This is a genomic window from Paraburkholderia sp. J8-2, assembly GCF_905220195.1.
Taxonomy (GTDB): Bacteria; Pseudomonadota; Gammaproteobacteria; order Burkholderiales; family Burkholderiaceae; genus Paraburkholderia.
The window spans coordinates 1-21,722 of the sequence record NZ_CAJMZA010000053.1 but is presented as its reverse complement, the minus strand read 5'-3'; the positions used below and the strand labels follow the sequence as shown (position 1 = coordinate 21,722).

The window sequence follows — 21,722 nt, the reverse complement described above, 5'->3', positions numbered from 1 at the left end:
ACACGAACACAAGTAAAGGCCAAAAAACAGCCAAAGCGACACCAAAACCCAAACCCAAAACTCAAATCAGCAACTCAAGCGAGTGATAGAGCCGCCTGCGCTCGGGATTAGCGGAAGCCTCACCCGCATGAATCGCCTCCTTGAGGCATTCGAGAAAGCATTCGGCCGCTGCGGAGAGCGGCACGCCGCGCCGCGCAACCACGCTCACGACCGTCCGGTCCACTTCCTCCTGAAGCGCGAGTGCGCGGAGATTGTCGCGCGCGAAGCGCGTCTCCACGAGCGGCCACGGGAAAATGCTCACCATGTCTGTGTTCATGATGAGCCCCATTGCCACCACGAACGAGTGCGCGAGGTGCACGCTCTTCGGCATTGGCAGGCCGTGACGCAGGAACACGTCGTCGGCGATCATCTCTTTGCTTGCCGGGTCCCAGTTGAGCAACCATTCGCAATCCTGAAGTTCCTTCAGCGATTGCGCGTGCGAGCACGGATGGTCCTTGCGCACCACCACAGCCGACTCCGTGGCGAAAATCGGCGTTTGCGTAAATTCTGCATGCAGCGAAGCGGGCCCGGGCTTGCCTAGCGAGAAGTCGAGGGAGCCGTCGCGCAGCCGCGGCATCACGATATTGAGCAGGCCTTCGTAGAACTCCAGCTGCATGCCGGGCATGCGTTCGCGAAACAGCGTGACGGCGTCGGGCAGGAAGGAGAGGGCGAGCCACGGCGTCACGCCAATCGCGAGCTTGCCGGTGCCGCGCCCGCGCCGCGCGTCGAGTTCGTCCTGAGCGCGCGACATCTGGTGCACGACGAGCCGTGCATGCACGAGCAGCGCCTGGCCCGCTTCCGTGAAGGCGATGCCGTTCGCGTTGCGCGTGACGAGCGCGATTTGCTGCTCGGCCTCCAGCTCGCGAACCGCCTTTGTCGCAGCCGCCGGCGAGATGCCAAGCTGGCGCGCGGCCGCGCGAATACTGCCGGTATCGGCCATGGCGACGAGCGCGCGGAACTGGTGGAACTTCATAAGGGATAACCCGGGTGCGCACTTCTGGTTGGCGGGCCAACTATTTTAGGGCTGTCGGCAGATAAGCGACGTCATTATTCTCAAGCGAATTCACACTCACGCTCGCCCTGGAGGGAATTCGTATGAACACGATGGCTATCCCGGCCGCAATCGCCGCGATCGAAGACGAAATGATCGCGCTGCGTCACGAGATCCACGCGCATCCCGAACTGGGCTTCGAGGAATTCGTCACGAGCGACCTCGTCGCGCAGCGCCTCACCGAGTGGGGCTACGAGGTGCACCGCGGGCTGGGCGGCACGGGCGTCGTGGGCACGCTCAAGGTGGGCGACGGCCGAGCGCGCCTCGGCCTGCGCGCCGACATGGACGCGCTGCCGATCCAGGAGAGCACCGGCCTCGACTACGCGAGCCGCATTCCGGGCAAGATGCACGCATGCGGTCACGACGGCCACACGGCCATGCTGCTCGCGGCGGCGAAGCATCTCGCGCAGTCGCGCAACTTCAGCGGCACGCTGAACCTCATTTTCCAGCCCGCCGAAGAGGGCCTGGGCGGCGCCAAGCGCATGCTCGACGAAGGCCTGTTCGAGCGCTTTCCTTGCGACGCCGTGTTCGCCATGCACAACATGCCCGGCTTCCCCACCGGCAAGCTCGGCTTTCGCGCGGGGCCGTTCATGGCTTCGTCGGACACGGTCATCATCGACATCGACGGGCGCGGCGGTCATGGTGCGGTGCCGCATAAGGCGATCGACCCGGTCGTGGTGTGCGCCAACGTCGTGCTCGCGCTGCAAACCATCGTGTCGCGCAACGTGCCGCCGCTCGACATGGCGATCGTCACCGTGGGCGCGATCCATTCGGGCGACGCGCCCAACGTGATTCCACAAACCGCGCAGATGCGCCTCTCGGTGCGCGCGCTGCGCCCCGAAGTGCGCGACTTGCTGCAGGAGCGCATCACGGCGCTCGTGCACGCACAGGCGAGCGCGTACGGCGCCACGGCGCGCATCGACTATCAGCGCCGCTACCCGGTGCTCGTGAACGACGTGGCAATGACGGCGTTCGCGCAGGACGTGGCGCGCGACTGGCTGGGCGAAGAGGGGCTCATTCACGACATGGCGCCGCTCACCGGCAGCGAGGACTTCTCGTTCCTGCTCGAGCGCTGCGCGGGCAGCTACCTGATCATCGGCAATGGCGACGGAGAGGGCGGATGCATGGTGCACAACCCCGGCTACGACTTCAACGACGACTGCCTTGCCACCGGCGCAGCATACTGGGTGCAACTCGCCGAACGCTTCCTGCGCGGCTAAAGCCGATACCGATAGCCAGCAGGCAAACGGACCAACAGACGCACCACGATACGCGATACGAGACACACGAGGAGACACCCGATGAACGCCACGTCGATTCAGGCGCCGGCCGCAGCCGCCCAGGCTTCCACGCGCCGCTCGCGCGCGAAGGCCATCTTCGCGATCACGCTCGGCAACGGGCTCGAGTTCTTCGACTTCACGGTCTACAGCTTCTTTGCTTCGATCATCGGCTCGCTGTACTTTCCGGTGCATGGCTCGCTGAACCAGCTGATGCTCGCCGTGGGCAGCTTCGGCGTGGGTTTCGTCGTGCGTCCGATCGGCGGCATCGTGATCGGCGCGTTCGCGGACCGCGTGGGCCGCAAGGCCGCCATGACGCTCACGCTCTGGCTCATGGCGCTCGGCTCGGCGCTCATCGCATTCGCGCCCACCTATGCGCAAATCGGGCTCGCGGCGCCCGCGCTGATCCTGATCGCGCGCCTCGTGCAGGGCTTCGCGGTGGGCGGAGAAGTGGGCGCCTCGACATCGCTCCTGCTCGAATACGCCGATGACCGTTCGCGCGGCTTCTACGGCAGCTGGCAGTTCGTGAGCCAGGGGCTCAATACGGTGTGCGGCGCGCTTATCGGCGTGACGCTTTCCACCACGCTCTCGCAGGCCGCGCTGGAAAGCTGGGGCTGGCGCGTACCGTTCGTGATCGGCATGCTGGTCGTGCCGGTGGGCGTGTACATTCGCCGCCATCTCGACGAAACGCTCGTGAACCCCGTCGAAGTGGAGGACACCGAACCCGTGGCCGACATGGCGCGGCCGCTGCGCGAGATTTTCGGACGTCATCGCACGTCGCTCGTGGCCGGTGTCGTCACAACCATCGGCGGCACGGCGGCGAACTATATCGTGCTGTTCTACATGTCGACGTATGCGATCAAGATTCTCGGCCTGCCGATGTCGGTCGGCATGAGCGCGGCGCTCGTCGCGGCGCTCGTCACCGCCGTGTGCTCGCCGTTCGCGGGCTCGCTTTCCGACCGGCTGGGCCGCAAGTGGGTGATGGGCGTTTCGCGCGTGCTGCTGATCGCGGTGATCTATCCGGCGTTCATGCTCATTCATGCCATGCCGACCGTCACCACCGTGCTTGCGGTCGTGGCCGTGCTGGGCGCGATCGTCGCGTTCACGGCAGTCCCCAACATCGTGATGCTGCCGGAACTCTTTCCCCAGTCGATTCGCGTGACCGGCATGTCCGTGGTGTATTGCGTGGGCGTGTCGATCTTCGGCGGCTTCGCGCAGTTTTTCGCGACCTGGCTCATCAAGCTGCTCGACAACCCGCTCGCGCCCGCCTGGTATCTGATCGGCTGCGGGGCGGTCTCGCTGCTCGCGCTGCCGCTCATTCGCGAACCGGCGGGCCGTCCGCTCGATTGAGTGCGATTGAACGCGATTGAGTGTTGAATACGGCCGCTACGCACTTTTAGCGGCCGTGTCGTGTTTATTTACCAGACGTTTATACGGCGCTGCCTAGAATCGGTTCGTGTTCAACTCAAGCGCGCCGGCCGAAACGGCGGCGTGCACACAACACGTATGCCGTCCAACGTCTCGCAGGGCCCGGTTTCCCGAGGTTCCCGCTCCGCCGCCGCGCCGCGCCCCGATCTTTCACTGCGCAACTCGCGCAAGCTTTTTCACCCGGCAACCCAACGCACAACAGTGCAACTCGTCGTGCGCGTGCCCACGAGCGAAGCGCAACTCGCGCGATGCGCGCTGCATGGTCTTATAGGCGACGCGCTCGGCGTCCATACGATCGATATCGATCGCCGCAACAATCTCGCTTGCCTGCATGTCGAACTCGATCGCCGTCGCGTAGCCGAGGCCATGGCGCTCCTCATGCGCACGCTCTCGTGTGCGGAATTCGGCTCGGTGCGCCGGCTCGATCGCGCGACCTGATTCGCGACGCGTGGCGCAACCACCGCTGCGCCACGCTTGAATATCTCCTATCCGCAGTTCACGCGACGCATGCTTCGTGCGTCCGCATCCTTCGCTTTCTCCCTTTCTGCATACGCAAGCGTAGCGCATAGTCATGCGAACGTTAGCGAACGATTCGCTTGCCTTCATTTCGGATTTCGAAACGAATTCGGTCACTATTGCCTCATGAGTGCCGGTCTCGTTGTCGCGGGTGAATTTTTGGCCATCCTGATTCTGCGTTGTCTCGAAAAACAGTAGTATTTGTTCGAGCACCAAAGTCAGTGGCGGTGATACGACTCGATCGCCCGCGCGCGCCTGATTTGGTTTCGTCGGTCCAGCGCAGATCGTCGACAACACGGAGAACAGCATGACTCACGGTATTCGGGTGGCCAGCTTGTGTCTGTCGTTGGGATTGCTGGTAAGTGTCGTTGGATGTCATGAAAACAAACCTGCTGCTGAAACTCGACCCGCCGCGAACGTTGACGTGATCAATATTGCGCTGCGCGACGTGCCCGTTGTTTTCGAGTACGTGGGGCAGACGGAAAGCTCGCAGCAGGTCGAAATTCGCGCGCGCGTGAGCGGCTTCCTCGAAAGGCGCGTGTATACGGAGGGCTCGCTGGTCCACGCAGGCGACGTCATGTTCGTCATGGACCGCAAACCGTTCGAGGCCACGCTCGACGCTGCGAAGGCCGAGCTTGCGCAGCAAAAGGCGCGGCTTCAGACCGCGGAGGCCAACCTCGCCCGCGTGCGTCCGCTGGCCGCGAAGAACGCGTTGAGCCAGAAAGATCTCGACGATTCGATCGGCCAGGAGCAGGCCGCCGCCGCCGCTGTCGAAGGGGCGAAGGCGAATGTCATTAGCGCTTCGCTCAATCTCGGCTACACGACGATCGTGGCGCCCGTTACCGGCCTTTCGAGCTTCGCGAAGAGGCAGGACGGCTCGTATATCGATACAAGCAATAGCCTGCTCACCTACGTGGCCAAGCTCGATCCCATGTGGATCAACTTCTCGCTCTCCGAGAACGAGATGCTCAATCTGCGCACGCAAACGCAGAACGGCACGCTCAAACTGCCGCCGGTGGGCAAGCTCGAAGCGGTGATCGTGCTGGCAGACGGCACCATCTACCCGGAGCGTGGCCACATTGCATTTACCGACGCGTCGCTTAGCTCGGAAACCGGCACCTACCTGATTCGCGCGTCCATGCCGAACCCCACGGGGTCGCTGCGGCCCGGTCAGTTCGTGCGTATCAAGCTGCTGGGCGCGCAGCGCAGTTCGGCGGTGGCCGTGCCGCAGGCGGCTGTGCAGCAGGGGCCGCGCGGCGCATATGTGTGGACCGTCGACAAGGACGGTAAGGCACAGCAGCGCGTGGTGGAAACGGGCGAGTGGAATGGCAATGCGTGGGTGATCAAGTCGGGCTTGCATCCTGGCGACCACGTCATCATCGACAATACGCTGCGGCTCATGCCCGGTGCGCCGGTCAAGGCGAATCTCGTTCAGACGCCGCCCGCGGACGTGAATATCGGCGCAACGTCCGCTGGGCAAGACAGCGGAGCGGGCGGTGGGGCGCAGGCGGGCGCGGCTGGGGCTTCCGGCCCGGCTGCGGCGAACGCGAGCCCAGGCGCGAATGCGCAGGCCAACGCGGGAGCGAATGCCGCCAAGCCGGCCGCTGCTGCTAGTGAGCCCGATGTATTGGGCGACCACACCGCGGTCTATTTCGCAACGGGCAGTTCGAGCCTCGACGCCCCGTCGGCCGACGCGCTCGCGGGCGTGGCGCGCCGTCTCGTTGCCGAGCCGGGCTTGCGCGTGGTGATTTCCGGCTACACCGATTCGACGGGCTCGCAAGCCGCGAACGAGCGTCTTGCGGCCGCGCGCGCGGCCACGGTGCGCGCTGCGCTGGTCGTGGCCGGCGTGAAAACCGAGCGCATCGAGATGCGCAAGCCGGCGCAGATCGTCGCCAATGATCCGCCCGACAAATCCCGCCGCGTGGACGTCACGTTCTCGCCCGCTGCGGGAGGTTGAACGATGAAGTTCTCCCACTTCTTTATTGACCGGCCAATTTTCGCGTCGGTCCTCTCGATCGTGCTCGTCGTCGCGGGTCTCGTGGCGATGTTCAACCTGCCGATCGCCCAGTTTCCGGACATCGCGCCGCCAACGATTACGGTGAGCGCCACGTATCCGGGCGCGAGCGCCGATATCGTCGCGCAGAACGTGGCCGCGCCGATCGAGCAGCAGGTGAACGGCGCGGACAACATGATGTACATGAACTCGTCGAGCTCCTCGACGGGCAACATGACGCTCACGGTGTACTTCAATATCGGCACCGATCCGTCGCTCGCGCAGGTGGACGTGCAAAACCGCGTGAACCTTGCGTTGCCGTTCCTGCCCGATTCGGTCACGGCGCAAGGCGTGTCGGTGCAGAAGCGCTCCTCCGCGTTCATGATGGTGATCGCGATCTATTCACCCGATAACGCCTACGACGCGGCCTACGTGGCGAACTATGCGAACGTCTACGTGCTCGACGCGCTCAAGCGCATTCCGGGTGCGAACCAGGCGTCGATCTTCGGCTCTGCTGACTATGCGATGCGCGTGTGGCTCAAGCCAGACCGCATGGCGAAGCTCGGCATTACCGTGACCGACGTGCAGAACGCGATCGCGCAGCAGAACCAGCAGTTCTCCGCGGGTCGCCTCGGCGCGGCGCCGACCAACAAGCCGGTGAACCAAACCTTCCCGGTGACGACGAAGGGGCGTCTTACCGAACCCGCCGATTTCGACAACATCATCCTGCGCGCGGCGTCGGGCGACGCGGCGATCGTGCGCCTCAAGGACATTGGTCATGCGGAGCTCGGCGCGAAAGACTACACGCTGCGTGGCCGCTTCAACGGCAAGACGGCCACGCTGCTCGCCGTGTATCAGCAGCCGGGCGCGAATGCACTGCAAGTGGCCAAGCAGGTGCGCCAGACACTCGAGCAGTTGAACAAGAGCTTCCCGCCCGGTCTCAAGTATGAAGTCGCGCTCGATACCACCGAGTTCGTGCACGAGTCGATCAACGAGGTGGTTCACACGCTGCGCGACGCGGTGATTCTCGTGATCATCGTGGTGTACATCTTCCTGCAGAGTTTCCGGGCGACGCTCGTGCCGCTGCTTGCCGTGCCTGTGTCGATCATCGGCGCGTTCATCGGCATGTCGGCGTTCGGCTTCTCGATCAACATGCTCACCTTGTTCGGTATGGTGCTGGCCATCGGTATCGTGGTGGACGACGCGATCGTGGTGATCGAAAACGTCGAGCGCAACATGAGCGAGTTCAAGCTACCGCCCAAGGAAGCGGCCAAACGCGCGATGGACGAAGTGAGCGGGCCGGTGGTGGCGATCGTGCTCGTGCTGCTCGCGGTGTTCATACCGGTGGCGTTTCTCTCGGGAATCACCGGGCAGCTCTACAAGCAGTTCGCTGTGACGATTGCGGTTTCGGTGGTGCTTTCGGGTATCGTCGCGCTCACGCTTTCGCCCGCGCTCGCGGCCATTCTGCTCAAGCCGGGCGAGCACAAGAAGAACCGCTTTTTCCGCTGGTTCAACGAGAAGTTCGATAGCCTGACCGAAGGCTATGGCAGCTGGGTGCAGACCGCGATACGACGCGTGGTGCTCTCCATCGGCCTGATCGCCGTGATGATCATCGCCACGGTCGGCCTGTTCAAACACATTCCATCGTCATTCCTGCCCGTGGAGGATCAGGGCTATCTGTTCGGCGCGGTCGTGATGCCCGACGCGGCGAGTCTGGACCGCACGGGCGACCTCTCGAAGAAAGCGGAGGACTGGTTCGCGAAACAGCCTGCCGTGAGTTCGGTGGCGGCGCCGATCGGCTACAGCTTGATCGACTCGCAGTACAAGTCGAACGCGGGCACGTTGTTCGTCACGCTAAAGGGCTTCAAGGATCGTGGCGAGAACGGCACCGCGCAGGATCTGATCCGCGACGCCACGAAGGAATTCTCGACCTTCAAGGACGGCGTGGTCGTGCCGCTCAATCCACCATCGATCCCAGGCCTCGGCACCACCGGCGGCTTCGAGTTCTGGGCGCAAAGCACGGGCGACGGCACGTATCAGCAGCTCGAAGACAAGGTGCGCCAGATGATTGCAAAGGCGCGCCAGAATCCGGCGCTGCGCGGCGTGAACTCCACCATCAACACGAATTCGCGCCAGTTGCTCGTGGAAGTGGACCGCGAGCGTGCGGAAACGCTCGGCGTTCCGGTTCAGGATATCTACACCGCACTCCAGACGATGTTCGGCTCCTTGTATGTGAGCCAGTTCCCGAAAGGCAGCCGCCTCTTCCAGGTGATCATTCAGGCCGAGCCGCAATACCGCTTGACCCCGGACGATATCCAGCAGCTCTACGTGCGCAACCGAAACAACGACATGGTGCCGATCAAGGCCGTGACGACCTCGCGCTTCGTGCCTGGACCTGACATCGTGAACCGCTTCAACAACTTCCCGGCGGCGAAGATCACCGGCGACGCGGCGCCCGGTCACAGCTCGGGCGAGGCGATCGCGGCGATGGAGCAGATCGCGGGCGAAGTGCTGGGCGAGGGCTACAGCTACGAGTGGAGCGGCCAGGCGTACGAAGAGAAGAAGGCCGGCTCGACAGCGGCGCTCGTGTTCGGCTTCGCGCTGCTGATGGTGTTCCTCATTCTCGCGGCGCAGTATGAGAAGTGGTCGTTGCCGATTGGCGTGCTGCTCGCCGTGCCGTTCGCGATCTTCGGGGCGCTGGTGGGCATCTTGTTGCGGGGCATGGAAAACGACGTGTATTTCCAGATCGGCCTGACTGTGCTGATCGCGCTCGCGGCGAAGAACGCCATTCTGATCTTCGAGTTCGCCGTTGAAATGCGCGAGAAGGAGAACATGTCGCCCTACGAGGCGGCGCTGCACGCCGCGAAACTGCGCCTGCGGCCGATCATCATGACCTCGCTCGCGTTCATTCTGGGCTGCGTGCCGCTTGCCATCGCCAGCGGCGCGTCGGCCGCGAGCCGGCGCTCACTCGGCACCGGCGTGATCGCGGGCATGCTCGGCGCCACCGTGATCGCGCTGTTCTTCATTCCGATGTTCTTCTGGGGACTGGAAACGCTCTCGTCGCGCAAGAAGCCGGACGCTACGCCGCATGCCAGCACGCCCCCTGCGGCGCCGCCTTCGCAGGAGGGCTGAGCGATGAAGACACGTTTGAATCTGAAGCACCGCACGCTGCGTCCATTCGGGCTGATCGTTGCGACGGCATGCCTTGGCGCCTGCGCGGTCGGGCCCGATTATCATCGTCCGACGGTGGAGACGCCGTCGACGTTTCGCTATGCCTCGCCGCAGGCCGAACCCATCGACACCTCGCTCGACTGGTGGATGCAGTTCAACGACCCGGTGCTCAACGACCTCGTCACGAAGGCGCTCGCGCAGAACAAGGATCTCTTGATTGCGTCGGCGCGTGTCGAAGAATTCTACGGGCGTTATGTCGTGACGCGCGCGGGTCTTTTCCCGCAGGTTTCGGCGAATTTCGGCGCTTCGCGCAGCCGCGGCGTGCCGGCGCCGGGCTTCCCGCCCGTGGTCGGCAACCAGGTGCAGTTGAACGGCGCGGTGTCGTGGGAGCTCGATTTGTTCGGCCATTTGCGCAGGCTCACTGAGGCGGCGCGCGCCGACTATATGAGCACGCAGTCCGCACAGCAGGCCACGCGCATTGCCATCATTGCGAACGTCGCCACGTCGTATCTGCAATTGCGCGACTTCGATAATCAACTCACCATTGCGCAGGACACGCTCGAAAGCCGCAAGGGCGCGCTCGATCTCTTCAACGAGCGCTATGCGGGCGGCGTCGTTTCGCGGTTGCAGGTGAGCCAGGCGCAGTCGGAGTATCAATCGGCGCAGACCTCCGTGTATTCGATCCAGCAGGAAATCGCGACGCAGGAAGACGCGATTTCGCTGCTGCTGGGGCAGAATCCGGGGCCGGTTCCGCGCGGCAAATCGATCACCGAACTCACTGCGCCCGCCATTCCGGCTGGCTTGCCGTCGACGCTGCTGGAGCGCCGGCCCGATATTCTGCAGGCCGAACAAACGCTCATTTCGGCGAACGCCTCGATCGGCGCCGCGCGCGCGCTGTATTTCCCGCAGATTTCGCTCACGGGACTGTTCGGTGCGGCGAGCACGGCGCTCTCGGGGCTCTGGACCGGCCCCGCGCGCGTCTGGTCGTTTGCGGGCGCGATCACGCAGCCGATTTTCGAGGGCGGCGCGATTGCGGGTGGCGTGCATCAGGCCGAAGCCGTGCAGCAGGAAGCGCTCTTCAGCTACGAGCAGACGATCCAGCAGGCGTTCGCCGATGTCGAGAATGCGCTCGTGGGCGTGGCGCGCACGCGCGATCAGCTGGATTCGACGAAGCTCCAGGTGACGGCACTCACGGAATACACGTCAGTTGCGCGCGATCTCTATGAGGGCGGCTACACGAGCTATCTGGAAGTGCTCGACGCGGAACGCAGCCTCTTCAATGCGCAGTTGCAGCAGTCGTCGCTGCAGGACCAGGAACTCGCGCAGATCGTGAGCCTGTACAAGGCGCTTGGCTACGGCTGGACGCCGGCAGCACCGCCGCCGGCAGCGGACGGCGCGAAGCCGTCGCAGTCTTGAACCGCGACGGCCGCGCTTTAAGGGGGATGGCGAAAGGCGAACCTGGCGCGGGCGCGCCGGTTCGTTTCATGGACTCTCCGACATCAGCCAGTGCAGCGATTGCGGAGCGGGCTTGCTGGCTTTCGCTGTTTGCCCGGCTTTGGGCGCCGGTTTCGCGACTTTTTGTACCTGCATGGGCCGGGCGGCGTTGAGGGCGGTGGCATGGCCGCCGGTTTGCGCGAACGCGACGGGGCTTGCCGACGCGAACACGAGCAGCGCGGCGGCGAACGTCAGTGCGTGGGGGCGAGTCATCAGAGGTCTCCCGCGTGAACGAGCGGCAGGCGTTGGGAAGAGCCCAGCGCTGCAAGCGGAAGTGTGTTCTGACGATAACCGCCACGCGTCCATCATTTGATGGAGAAACGCGTGGCTTGTGTGGGGTACCCCGCTTAACGGGTACGGAATCAGTCGGCGGGGCGGCGGTCGGCGAGCGCCCGTTCGCAGTCCTTGAGCACTTGCAGGACGAGCTTGGCCTGGTAGTTCAGATCGTCGGTGTCGAGAATCTCCTCGACGGCGTCGCGCGCCCAAACCGCGTCGACGAACCACGCGTGCTGCTGCGCGATGTCCTGCGCCATGGCGGCGAGGCGTGCAATGGCGAGCCAGTCGGCCTCTCGCGCGTGACGGTCGAGCCACTTGTGCGCCGCCTGGACGTGAAAGGCCGCGTTGGGCCAGGATTCGTTGAGATAGTAAGCCCCGAGGCTCCCGCAGGTGAGCCAGCAGAGCAGCTCCACGCGATCGCGCGGACTCAGATGGTGGCGTACATCACTCATGGCGACGCTCGCGAAGTAACAGAGTTCGATTGACGGGTGCGTGCAGACTTTTCGAATCCGATGACAAAACGATATCACGGCTCATAAAAAATCGCCTGCCCCGCACTGGCGCTGCACGCACGGGTGTTACATGGATAGCGTCGCCTGGCGGCGCGTTGTATGCAAACCAGGAGTGACACCAGGAAGGCGCCTGCCGTTATGCGCTTTGCAGCGTTTCGCGTGCCTGTTTCCTGCCGCCGCTCTTTTAGCGCTCTTTTGGCGCTCGATTAGACCCCTTGAGTGACGCGCGCTACACGTCTTTACCGCGGCCTTTCCCTGCGAGTTGGGCGGCCGTGTCCACCGCGCCCATGGCGTTTGCCACATCCAGCGCGGTGTTGCCCGCGGCGTCGTGCGCCGCCGGGTTAGCGCCACGCGCGAGCAGCAGGTCGACGATATCGGAGCGATTGAACATGGCGGCAACCATCAGGGCCGTGCGGCCGTCGGGGGAGGCGCCTTCCACGTCGGCACCACTTTCCAGCAGCGCGCTGATCACGTCGGCGTAGCCCTTGAAGGCTGCGCCTGCGATTGGCGTTTGCCCATTGTCGTTGCGCAGGTTGGGATCGGCGCCGCGCTGTACGAGCGCGCGCACGGCGGCCGCGTGACCGTGATAGCTCGCGAGCATCACGAGGCTGTCGCCTTTTTCGTTGCGCAGGTTCGGCGGCATGCCCTGATCGATCAGCGTGGCGAGCGTGGTGGCTTCGCCGCGGCGCGCGGTGTCGAACACCTGGCGCGCGAACTCGACGAAGCGCGGATCGAGTTCGCCGCCGTCAACGTCCGAGCCAGACGAAGAGGACGAAGAGGACGAAGAGGACGAGGTGGGGCGAGGCGGCGCGCTGGCGGTCATGGCAGTCTCCTGGTTCGGATCGCCTGTCGATTCGGCGCGGCATGCCGCCGTCGAGGCTGGCCCATTGTCGCCGATCTTCGCGAACCGCGAGGCCAGGGCGTCGGAGGCACGCGCAATGAAAAAGGCGCTGCCCGGACCGCTAAAAAGCGGCTGGCGCAGCGCCCTCCTTCATGCAAAAACCGCGAACGCTCAGGGCACGAGCCAGAGCGCGACGGCGTAGATCACGAGCGACACGGCGAACGTCACAGCGGTATAGCCCATCACGCGCTGAATGCGGATACCCGCGATCGCGACGATCGGCACGGCCCAGAACGGCTGCAGCATGTTCGAGACGTTCTCGGCCATCGCCACGCCCATGGCGGTGCGCGGCACCGAGGCGTGCAGGCTCAGCGCGGCCGGCAGCACGAACGGGCCTTGCACGGCCCAGTGGCCGCCCGCGCTCGGCACGAGCAGCGTGATGATGAGCGAGCTCAGATAGCTCCAGAGCGGCAGCGAAAGCGGCGTGGCAATCGTGACGAAGGCCTTGGCGATCATCGAGGCGAGGCCCGTGCCCTTCATCACGCCCATGATGCCGCCGTACACGGGGTACTGGAGCAGCATGGAGCCGGTCTGGCGCGCGGCGCGGCGAATGGCGTTCGCGTAGGCGATGGGCGTGCGCTGAAACGCGAGGCCGATCAGCAGGAAGATCAGGATCGTCGTGTTGATGTCGAGATCGAAACCCTTTTCGCTCCATTCCATCGCGAGATAGCCCGCGCCGAGCGCGATCAGGAGCAGCGTGCCGAGCATCGACTGTTCGAGGCGCGAAGCGAACGAAGGCGTGCCGTTACCGACGCGCGCGTGCGGATCGTCGCTGGCGCCGGCATCGCTCGCTTCGGCGTCGGCCGCCTGGCTGAACGGCGCCACGTGCTCCGGCTTCGGATGCATGCGGATGAAGATGAACGTCATCACGACCACGACCAGCACGGTCGGAATGAAGACGAACGGCGCGAACACCGTCTCGCTGAGCGGAATCACATGACCCGTCGCCTTTTCCACGAGATTGAGCGCGTTGCCATGCGAGGCCTGCGAGAGGGCGATCGAACTGGAGAGCCCGCTATTGCAGATCGACCATGCCGAATAGCTGCCGGCCACGAGCCACGCGAAATCCACGTTCACGCGCTTCGCGATTTCCCGCGAGAGCAGTGCGCCCACGATCAGGCCGAGACCCCAGTTCAGCCAGGCCGCGATCGCGACGACCGGAAACACCAGCAGCGCGGCGCGCGCCGGCGTTTGCGCCTTGGCCGCGAGCGCGCGCAGCACGCGCTGGATCACGGGCGCTTCGGCAATGGCGTAGCCCGTGGCGAGGATCAGGATCATCTGCAGCGCGAAGCCGAGAATGCCGAACGTGCCTTCGTACCAGGAACTGAGCAGCGTGGGGAGATTGCCGTGCGGCGCGATCAGCAGCGCGAGCACCGCGACGAAGAAGGTGAGGCAGATGGAAAGAACGAAGGGGTCGGGCATGACCCGCTCGAAAACATACACGAGGGCGGCGACGACACCCTGGCGGGAGTCGCGCGTTTCAGTCTGAAGGTCTCTTTTCATGCTCTTTGCGCTAGGTAGCGTGTGGCTACTGGCTGGCCGGAGCGGACAGGATCGGCGTGACTTGCGAGTGGTCCCGGCACCGTGCGGCTGGCAAGCCAGCTCACGCGTGGTGCACGGGGAGGCAGGTGCGGCTCCTCCATCAGCGAGAGGCGATGCCGCCCCGGCGCAGCGGGTTCATATCACGCCTTGCACGCGCAGATTTGCACAGCAAGACGGCCAGCCCGTTCTTGTTATTCTCGTGTTCATAATACGAACACGGTTTCGATTATCGAACGACGCATTATTCGCTTCATGCGGATTGGATGTCAAGGCTGCCATGCCGTGCCGGTGCAGTCTTTTATCGATAAATGAGTGTGAGATGCACTCATGTTGTAATGAAAATGAAATGGTAAAGAAATTGCATGGGCGTCACGCGAACTATCTAAAATGCAGGAGCGAGGAGCACTTTTCGCGCGCACCCAGACCCCTCTCGAGCTGTAAATCACTGCATTCAGGAGACTGAAGATGACGATTCGAATTGGAGAAGAGGCACCCGATTTCACCGCGGAGACCACCGAAGGCAAGATCAACTTCCACGAATGGATTGGCGACCACTGGGCCATTCTGTTTTCGCACCCGAAAGACTTCACGCCCGTATGCACGACGGAACTCGGCTATATGGCAAAGCTCAAGCCTGAGTTCGACAAGCGCAACACGAAGATCATCGGCCTGAGCATTGACCCGGTGGATGATCATGCGAGGTGGGCGAAGGACATCGAGGAAACGCAGGGTAGCGCCGTCAACTATCCGATGATTGGAGACAAGGACCTGAACGTTGCCAAGCTCTACGACATGATTCACCCGAACGCGAGCGGCGCAAGCCCGCGAACGGCGGCCGACAACGCCACGATACGCGCGGTGTTCCTCATTGGGCCGGACAAGAAGGTGAAGGCGATGTTCGTCTACCCGATGAGTTCGGGCCGTAACTTCGACGAGGTGCTGCGCCTGCTCGATTCGCTGCAGCTCACCGCGAAGCACACGGTGGCGACGCCGGTGAACTGGAAGCCGGGCGACGACGTCATCATCCCGACTTCGGTTTCCGACGATGCGGCGAAGCAGAAGTATCCGCAGGGCTTCAAGACGCTCAAGCCGTATCTGCGCACGGTCGAGCAGCCGAAATAAAGTTCGGCCTGCATAAAAAAACGCGGCGCACAGGCAGTGCGCCGCGGACCACGGGCCAGGGAGGCTTGCGCCTCACACGGCCCGGACAGGGGAAACCGGCTGAATCAGTTCGAAGGCGTGGGACGCCACTTGAGCAAACGATGCTCGAGCGCGGTGAGCAGATAGTCGGCGGCGAGCGCGACCACCGCGAGCACGATCATCGCGGCGAATACGCCGCTCGCGTTGAACGCGCCTTGCGCCGTCGAAATCAACAGACCAATGCCTTGCTTCGAGCCGAGGAATTCACCAACCACGGCGCCGACCAGCGCGAAGCCGAAGCTTACGTGCAGGCTCGCGAGAATCCACGAAAGCGCCGAGGGAATCACGACCGAGGTCGTCACCTGGCGGCGCGACGCGCCAAGAATTTGCGCATTGGCGATCATGTAGCGGTCGGCCTCGCGCACGCCCTGGAATGCATTGGCGAACACGACGAAGAACACCATGACCACGGCGAGCGCCACCTTCGACGCCATGCCGAGCCCCAGCGCGATCACGAACACCGAGCCGAGCACCACGCGCGGAATCGAGTTGGCGATCTTGATGTAGAGGCTGAACACGTCGGAGAGCAGCTTGTTGCGGCCGAGCACGATGCCGCAGAACACGCCGGCCACCGAGCCGATGATGAAGCCGAGACCGGTTTCTTCGAGCGTGACCCAGACCTGCGTGAGCAGCGGCCCTTGCGAGGTGCCGTTCACGAACCAGTCGATGATCTGATCGAAGATGGCCGTAGGCATCGAGAAGAAGAACGGATCGATCCATTTGAGGCGCGCGGCGAGCTCCCACCCGCCGAGTACGACGACGAGCACGAGAATACGCAGCGAAATGACGAGCGCCTGGCGCTGGCGAATACGCTTTTGCGCGGCGCGCTCGACGGCGTCGAGCGAGGCGGTGTCGAGGCCTTGCGGCAGGGTTTGTTGCGGGGTGGACATGTCTGGACGGCTCCGGGGGATTAGGCGATCTGCACTTCTTCGCGCAGGTCGTGCCAGATCTGGCGCGACAGTTCGACGAAGTGCGGCGCGTAGCGGATTTCGGACGTCACGCGCGGGCGCGGCAGATCGATCTCGTAGACCTTCTTGAGCGTGGCCGGGCGTGCGGTGAGCACGAACACGCGGTCGGCGAGCGCAATGGCTTCTTCCAGGTCGTGCGTGACGAACACCACCGACCCGGTGCCGCCCCACAACTGCAGCAGCTCGTCTTGCATGAGCGTGCGCGTTTGCATGTCGAGCGCCGAGAACGGCTCGTCCATCAGCAGGATTTCGGGCTTGTTGATGAAAGTCTGCGCGAGCGCCACGCGCTTTCTCATGCCGCCCGAAAGCTGATGCGGATAGTGCTTGCCGAAATTCGCGAGACCCACGCGGCGCAGCCATTCGTTCGCTTCGTCGTAGGCCGCCGACTTCGAGCGGCCGCGAAAGAGGGGACCGGCCGCCACGTTGTCGAGCACCGAGCGCCACGGGAACACCGCGTCGGCCTGGAACACGAAGCCGATGCGCGGATCGATGCCGTTCACCGGAGCGCCCATCACGCGCACTTCGCCCGTGGTGGGTTTGAGCAGGCCCGTGATCATGCTGAGCGTGGTGGACTTGCCGCAGCCCGTGGGCCCGACAATGGCGACGAACTCGCCGCGCGCGACCGACATGCTGAAGTCGCGCAGGGCGACGGTCGCCTTGCCGTCCGGTGAAATGAAGCGGCACGAAACGTTGCGCAGCTCGATGGCCGGCGTGCCTTGGGAATGGGAGGAAGTCATTGTCTCTGTGGGCTGAACGTGGGGCCGTCTTCGTGGCTTACTTCGACGCCGTGGCGGTCGCTGCCGGCAGGTAGTCGTTCGAGTAAGTCTTCGCGAGGTCGATGTGCTTGCCCTTCACCGAAGGGTTGAACGCCGCAAGCACCTTGAGCACCGTATCCGGGCCGTCTGCGGGCATGCGGCCGTCCTTCGTGAACATCGGCAGCGAGGACTTCAGCGCGGACACATAGAGGTCCTTGTTATTGCCGTAATAGTCCTTCGGCATCTTCGCGGCGATTTCGTCGGCGCTATGCGTGGCGATGAAGTTGAGCGTGCGCGAGAAGGCGCGTGCGAGCTTCGTCGCGTCGTCCTTGTGCGACTGCGCCCAGGCGCGCTGCACGTAGAAGCTCGAAGCGGGGTAGGTGCCGCCGAGCGCGGCGCGCGTGCCTTCGAGCGTGCGCATGTCGACGAGCACCTTCGCGTCGCCGGTTTGCAGCAAACGCGACACGGTGGGCTCCGTGGTCATGCCCGCGTCGATACGGTTCTGCTTGATCGCCGCGATGAACGTGTTGTCCGCGCCCACCGGCAGCAGCGTGTACTGGTTGGCGGGCACGCCGCCGCGCTGCGCGAGGTACTGCGTGAGGAAGCTCGTGGAGGAGCCGAGGCCCGTCACGCCGAGCGTCTTGCCCTTCACGTCGGCCATGCTCTTGACCGTGCCGGCCGCCGCGTTCGAAACCATTTCCACTTCGCCCGGCACCTGGCCGAACACCACGAGCGTTTGCACTTCCTTGCCCTTGCTCTGCAGGTCGATGGTGTGATCGTAGAAGCCCACCACACCTTGCACCGCGCCCGCGAGCAGTTCGTTCTCCGCATCGACGCCGGCCGGCTGCGACTGCAATTCGACGTCGAGGCCTTCGTCCTTGAAGTAGCCGAGTTGTTCGGTCAGCTTGGCGGGGAGATAGATGATCTTGGTTGCGCCGCCAACCATGATCGTGATCTTTTCCGCGTGGGCGGCCGTGGAGCCGGCGGCAAGGGCGAACGCGACACTCGATACGGCGGCGATCTGGCGCAAGGTAGGCATCGTGGAGTCTCCTGAAGGAAGTGCGCCGTTCGTGCGGGCGCTTTTTGATGGATGGAGCCGATTATAAAAACTGTAAGCCTTCTGCCAGCCTTCTAGCGCTGTGCAAAATCGTCCGTGTTAACCCGCAGGGCGGCGGCGCGCCTGCAACGGCACAATCGATTCCCCCGAAACCCTCGCCCCATGCGCCGCCCATGAAGTTGCTGCTGATCGAAGACAATCCCACGCTTGCGCACTGGCTCGTCAAGACGCTGGAGGAGCAGGCATTCGCCTTCGACGCCGTGCAGGACGGCGAGGCCGCCGACCAGCTGCTGCAGTCCAATCGCTACGATGTCGTGCTGCTCGACCTGAATTTGCCGAAGCTCTCGGGCAAGAACGTGCTGCGGCGGCTGCGCCAGCGCGGCGACGCGACGCCCGTGATGGTGCTCACGGCGAGCGGCTCGATCGACGAAAAGGTGGAACTGCTCGGCGCGGGCGCCGACGACTATCTCGTCAAGCCCTTCGAGGTGCGCGAACTGGTGGCGCGCATCAAGGTGCTGATTCGCCGGCAGACGCCCGCGCGCGCGAACGAAATCGGCTGCGGGGACCTCGTGTTCGACCTCAACACGCGCCAGTTCACGCTGAAGGGCGCACCGCTGAACGTCACGCCGCGCGAGCGCACGGTGCTCGAAACGCTGGCGCTGCGTCTCGGGCAGACCGTTTCGAAGGCCGCGCTCGTCGATGCGATCTTCACGCTCGCCGACGAACCCAGCGAGGACGCCATCGAAATCTACGTCTCGCGGCTGCGCAAGAAGCTCGAAGGCAGCTCGGCTGTGATCGTGACGCTGCGAGGGCTTGGCTATTTGCTGCGCAGGAAGGACGAAACCCTATGACGGGTAGCCTGCGGATTCGCCTGTTGTGGTGGATGCTCGTGCCGCTCGCGCTCTACGTGAGCTTCACGGCGACTTCCGAGTATCGCGCCGCGCGCCATACCGCCGATCTCGTGCAGGACGGCCGGTTGCTGTCGTCCGCGCGCATGATCGCCGGTTCCGTGCAATGGGCCGACGGCGCGCTGCGCGCCGACGTGCCGCCCGCGGCGCTCGAACTCTTCGCCTCGCCGCAACAGGATCAGGTGTTCTACAACGTGCGCGTGGAGGGCGGCTCGCTTCTCGCGGGCATGCCCGATTTCCCGCACGCAGGCGCGCCGCCCGCCGTCGATTCGCCCGTGTCGTACGACGCCGATCTGCGCGGCCAGGCCGTGCGCGCCGTGAGTGTGGTGCGCTCCATGTACGACAACGGCCGAATCTGGCGTGTGCGCGTGTCGGTCGGCAAGACCGAGCGCTCGCGCGACGCAATGGTGGAGGCGCTGTGGCGTCCCCAGCTTTATCGGCAGATCGGCATGGTCATGCTGGCGGTGGCGCTGGCCTGCATCGGCCTCACGATCGAGTTGCGTCCGCTCATGAAGCTCAAGAACGACGTGGCCGACCGCGATCCTTCGCACCTCGAACCGATTCGCGCAGAAGGGCTGCATGTCGAACTCCGGCCCGTTGTGGACGCAATCAATCAATGCATTGCGCGGCTCTCGGCGCAGACGGCGGCGCAGCGCCGTTTCATTGCCGACGCCGCGCACCAGCTGCGCACGCCGCTCACGTTGCTGGGCACGCAATTGCAATACGCGCGTCAGCAAAAAGCCGTCGATCCCGCGCTCGACGAAGTGCTGGCGGCCATGCACGTGAGCAACCGCTCGATGGTCGCGCTCACGAACCAGTTGCTGCTGCTCGCGCAGGCCGAGGCGCTGGACCCCGCGCAATTGCCCGCCGCGCCCGTCGACATGGCGCAGCTCGCGCGCGAAGTGGTCGAGGCGCTCGCGCTGCTCGCGCAGACGCGCGGTATCGATCTCGGCGCGGAGCTGCCGGGTGGGGCAGACGAGGCGGTCGTGCAGGGGCATCGAGAGCTATTGCGCGCGATGGTCAGCAATCTCGTGGACAACGCGCTGCGCTACACGCCGCCGGGCGGTCACGTGACGGTGTCGGTGCGCGCGAGCGGCGAAGCGGTCTCGCTCGACGTGCTCGACGACGGCCAGGGCATTCCCGCGGAAGCGCGTGCGCGCGTGTTCGAGCCTTTCTTCCGGGCGGCTACGCAGACGGAGGGCACGGGCCTCGGTCTTGCGATCGTGCGCGAGATCGCGCAGTCGCATCGCGGCGCGGTGAGCCTGAGCCCGGGTGCGGACGGGCGGGGCGTGCACGCCTGCGTGGTGCTCGCGCGCTGGCAGCCGGCGATGGCGGCCGTGCCTGCCTAGGAACCGGCGCCGCGCTTCGAGGCTATGCTGCCTCGCAGCCCGCACGCGGCCGTGCTTTAAGGGGCGGTACAATGTGGCCGCCTGAAGCCGCTGCGCCGCGTCGCACCACGCAGGATCGCGCCGGCGACCACCCGTTCATTCGAAGATCGAGACCATGCAAAAGAAAACGGTCCGCAGTGCCCCGATGCCCGCCTACGAGCAGATCAAGCGCCATGTGCTCGCGCAGATCGAAAGCGGCACCTTGCGGCCCGGCGACGTGGTGCCATCCGAAACGGAACTGGTGAAAGAGTTCGGCGTGGCGCGCATGACGGTGTCGCGCGCGCTGCGCGAGTTGATGGCCGAAGGCGTGCTGAACCGCGTGCGCGGTTCGGGCACTTACGTGGCGCCGCGCCAGTACGAATCGACCGTGCTGCAGATCCGCAATATCGCCGACGAAATCGCGGCGCGCGGCCATCGGCATGCGGCCCGCGTGCTGGGGCTCGAGCCGAGCGACGATCCGACCGCGATTGCCGCGCTCGAACTCGACGCCGGGCCGGTGTTCCACTCGCGCATCGTGCACAGCGAGGAAGGCGAGCCGATCCAGTACGAAGACCGCTACGTGAACCCCGAGGTCTTCCCCGACTACCTGGCCCAGGACTTCACCGTCGAAACGCCCAATCACTACATGGTGCGCCTCGCGCCGATCCAGCGCGCCGAGTTCCGCATCTACGCGCAGAAGCCCGACGCGCGCGTGCGGCAGTATCTGGAGATGGAAATCGGCGAGCCGTGCCTGCTGTTGCTGCGGCGCACGTGGGTGGGGCGGCATGTGGCGACCTCGGTGCGGTTGTGGCATCCGGCTTCGCGGTTTCATCTGGCGGGTACGGTGTGAGGCGGTAGCAGCCGTTCGTTCCCCGCTTTACCTCTCCTGGCGTTCGCCGGCCAGCTGAAACGCACATTGCCGCTTCAGGCGTAGCGCTTCAGCCCTCTCTATTCCCTCCTGGTCTCGAACCCGCCTTTTCGTCTGTGCGGGCCGCCTGGCCGTGCCGGTACGCCCTGTGCCGCCGCCAGGCGTTTGCTGTCATCTTGTCTAGCCAACGATCCTCGTAATCCATTTACCGATTTAACGCGCTGAGTCGGTAATTTCGCGCGAATATGTCAGGGTAACTACTAACCCTTGTTTTATCGAAACGAGTTGTATATACAACTTGGCGGCGTTAGACTTAGTCCACGTTGCAGCGCTCATTACACCTGCGCGGGCGCAGCCCTTCAGCTTGCTATCCAGACTCGACGGACTCGAACAAACGCC

18 protein-coding genes are annotated in these 21,722 nt (G+C 64.4%); 9 read left to right on the top strand and 9 right to left on the bottom strand.

Going from position 1 to position 21,722, the window contains the following annotated elements:
- Positions 1 to 61 precede the first annotated feature (61 nt).
- Positions 62 to 1,012 (bottom strand): LysR substrate-binding domain-containing protein, encoded by a 951-nt coding sequence (locus tag U5A52_RS41795; RefSeq protein WP_321917815.1) that lies wholly within the window; start codon positions 1,010 to 1,012, stop codon positions 62 to 64.
- A 122-nt stretch (positions 1,013 to 1,134) separates the two neighbouring features.
- Here U5A52_RS41795 and U5A52_RS41790 point away from each other — a divergent pair, with 122 nt between their 5' ends.
- Both U5A52_RS41790 and U5A52_RS41785 read left to right on the top strand, forming a co-directional pair.
- Complete coding sequence (locus U5A52_RS41790) at positions 1,135 to 2,310, top strand: M20 aminoacylase family protein (protein WP_321940192.1); 1,176 nt, start codon at positions 1,135 to 1,137, stop codon at positions 2,308 to 2,310.
- 81 nt (positions 2,311 to 2,391) lie between these two features.
- Positions 2,392 to 3,717: an MFS transporter gene (locus tag U5A52_RS41785; protein WP_321917819.1), complete on the top strand. Its 1,326-nt coding sequence runs from the start codon at positions 2,392 to 2,394 to the stop codon at positions 3,715 to 3,717.
- A gap of 228 nt (positions 3,718 to 3,945) precedes the next feature.
- Here the strand turns inward: U5A52_RS41785 and U5A52_RS41780 are convergent, their stop codons facing one another.
- A complete protein-coding gene (locus U5A52_RS41780; RefSeq protein ID WP_321940190.1) occupies positions 3,946 to 4,620 on the bottom strand; it encodes a hypothetical protein in 675 nt (224 codons plus the stop codon).
- Between the two features lie 115 nt (positions 4,621 to 4,735).
- Here U5A52_RS41780 and U5A52_RS41775 point away from each other — a divergent pair, with 115 nt between their 5' ends.
- From U5A52_RS41775 to U5A52_RS41765, 3 genes are read left to right on the top strand one after another with little or no spacing between them, the layout of a single operon-like run.
- Positions 4,736 to 6,268 carry an efflux RND transporter periplasmic adaptor subunit gene (locus tag U5A52_RS41775; RefSeq protein WP_321940188.1) on the top strand — a complete coding sequence of 511 codons (1,533 nt, stop codon included), beginning with the start codon at positions 4,736 to 4,738 and terminating at the stop codon, positions 6,266 to 6,268.
- Between the two features lie 3 nt (positions 6,269 to 6,271).
- Positions 6,272 to 9,436: a multidrug efflux RND transporter permease subunit gene (locus U5A52_RS41770; protein ID WP_321940186.1), complete on the top strand. Its 3,165-nt coding sequence runs from the start codon at positions 6,272 to 6,274 to the stop codon at positions 9,434 to 9,436.
- Between the two features lie 3 nt (positions 9,437 to 9,439).
- A complete protein-coding gene (locus tag U5A52_RS41765) occupies positions 9,440 to 10,891 on the top strand; it encodes an efflux transporter outer membrane subunit (protein WP_321940184.1) in 1,452 nt (483 codons plus the stop codon).
- 66 nt (positions 10,892 to 10,957) lie between these two features.
- On the opposite strand, the gene U5A52_RS41760 is transcribed toward U5A52_RS41765, so the two are convergent.
- The 4 genes from U5A52_RS41760 to U5A52_RS41745 all read right to left on the bottom strand — a co-directional run bounded on the left by U5A52_RS41760 (position 10,958) and on the right by U5A52_RS41745 (position 14,161).
- Complete coding sequence (locus tag U5A52_RS41760; protein ID WP_321917826.1) at positions 10,958 to 11,182, bottom strand: hypothetical protein; 225 nt, start codon at positions 11,180 to 11,182, stop codon at positions 10,958 to 10,960.
- Positions 11,183 to 11,331: 149 nt separating this feature from the next.
- Positions 11,332 to 11,697, bottom strand: a complete 366-nt coding sequence (locus U5A52_RS41755; RefSeq protein ID WP_028205078.1) for a hypothetical protein — start codon at positions 11,695 to 11,697, stop codon at positions 11,332 to 11,334.
- Between the two features lie 289 nt (positions 11,698 to 11,986).
- Positions 11,987 to 12,580 (bottom strand): ankyrin repeat domain-containing protein, encoded by a 594-nt coding sequence (locus tag U5A52_RS41750; protein WP_321940183.1) that lies wholly within the window; start codon positions 12,578 to 12,580, stop codon positions 11,987 to 11,989.
- Between the two features lie 189 nt (positions 12,581 to 12,769).
- Positions 12,770 to 14,161, bottom strand: coding sequence for a short-chain fatty acid transporter (locus tag U5A52_RS41745; protein ID WP_321940181.1), 1,392 nt, complete (start codon positions 14,159 to 14,161; stop codon positions 12,770 to 12,772).
- Positions 14,162 to 14,665: 504 nt separating this feature from the next.
- Here U5A52_RS41745 and U5A52_RS41740 point away from each other — a divergent pair.
- Positions 14,666 to 15,322: a peroxiredoxin gene (locus U5A52_RS41740; RefSeq protein WP_158759767.1), complete on the top strand. Its 657-nt coding sequence runs from the start codon at positions 14,666 to 14,668 to the stop codon at positions 15,320 to 15,322.
- A gap of 104 nt (positions 15,323 to 15,426) precedes the next feature.
- Here the strand turns inward: U5A52_RS41740 and U5A52_RS41735 are convergent, their stop codons facing one another.
- The 3 genes from U5A52_RS41735 to U5A52_RS41725 are packed head-to-tail and all read right to left on the bottom strand — an operon-like array spanning position 15,427 to position 18,162.
- Positions 15,427 to 16,290, bottom strand: coding sequence for an ABC transporter permease (locus U5A52_RS41735; protein WP_158759768.1), 864 nt, complete (start codon positions 16,288 to 16,290; stop codon positions 15,427 to 15,429).
- 20 nt (positions 16,291 to 16,310) lie between these two features.
- Positions 16,311 to 17,105, bottom strand: coding sequence for an ABC transporter ATP-binding protein (locus U5A52_RS41730; protein ID WP_321917834.1), 795 nt, complete (start codon positions 17,103 to 17,105; stop codon positions 16,311 to 16,313).
- A gap of 37 nt (positions 17,106 to 17,142) precedes the next feature.
- The gene (locus U5A52_RS41725) at positions 17,143 to 18,162 is read right to left on the bottom strand and encodes an ABC transporter substrate-binding protein (RefSeq protein WP_321917836.1); all 1,020 of its coding nucleotides are present in this window, start codon (positions 18,160 to 18,162) and stop codon (positions 17,143 to 17,145) included.
- Between the two features lie 191 nt (positions 18,163 to 18,353).
- On the opposite strand from U5A52_RS41725, the gene U5A52_RS41720 reads away from it, so the two are divergent.
- The 3 genes from U5A52_RS41720 to hutC all read left to right on the top strand — a co-directional run bounded on the left by U5A52_RS41720 (position 18,354) and on the right by hutC (position 21,305).
- Entirely contained in the window at positions 18,354 to 19,031 is a 678-nt protein-coding gene (locus U5A52_RS41720; RefSeq protein ID WP_321917837.1) for a response regulator, read from the top strand.
- The gene (locus tag U5A52_RS41715) at positions 19,028 to 20,437 is read left to right on the top strand and encodes a sensor histidine kinase (RefSeq protein ID WP_321940179.1); all 1,410 of its coding nucleotides are present in this window, start codon (positions 19,028 to 19,030) and stop codon (positions 20,435 to 20,437) included. Before U5A52_RS41720 ends, U5A52_RS41715 begins: the two co-directional genes overlap by 4 nt.
- Before the next feature lie 154 nt (positions 20,438 to 20,591).
- Positions 20,592 to 21,305 carry a histidine utilization repressor gene (gene hutC / locus U5A52_RS41710; RefSeq protein WP_321917839.1) on the top strand — a complete coding sequence of 238 codons (714 nt, stop codon included), beginning with the start codon at positions 20,592 to 20,594 and terminating at the stop codon, positions 21,303 to 21,305.
- Positions 21,306 to 21,722 lie beyond the last annotated feature (417 nt).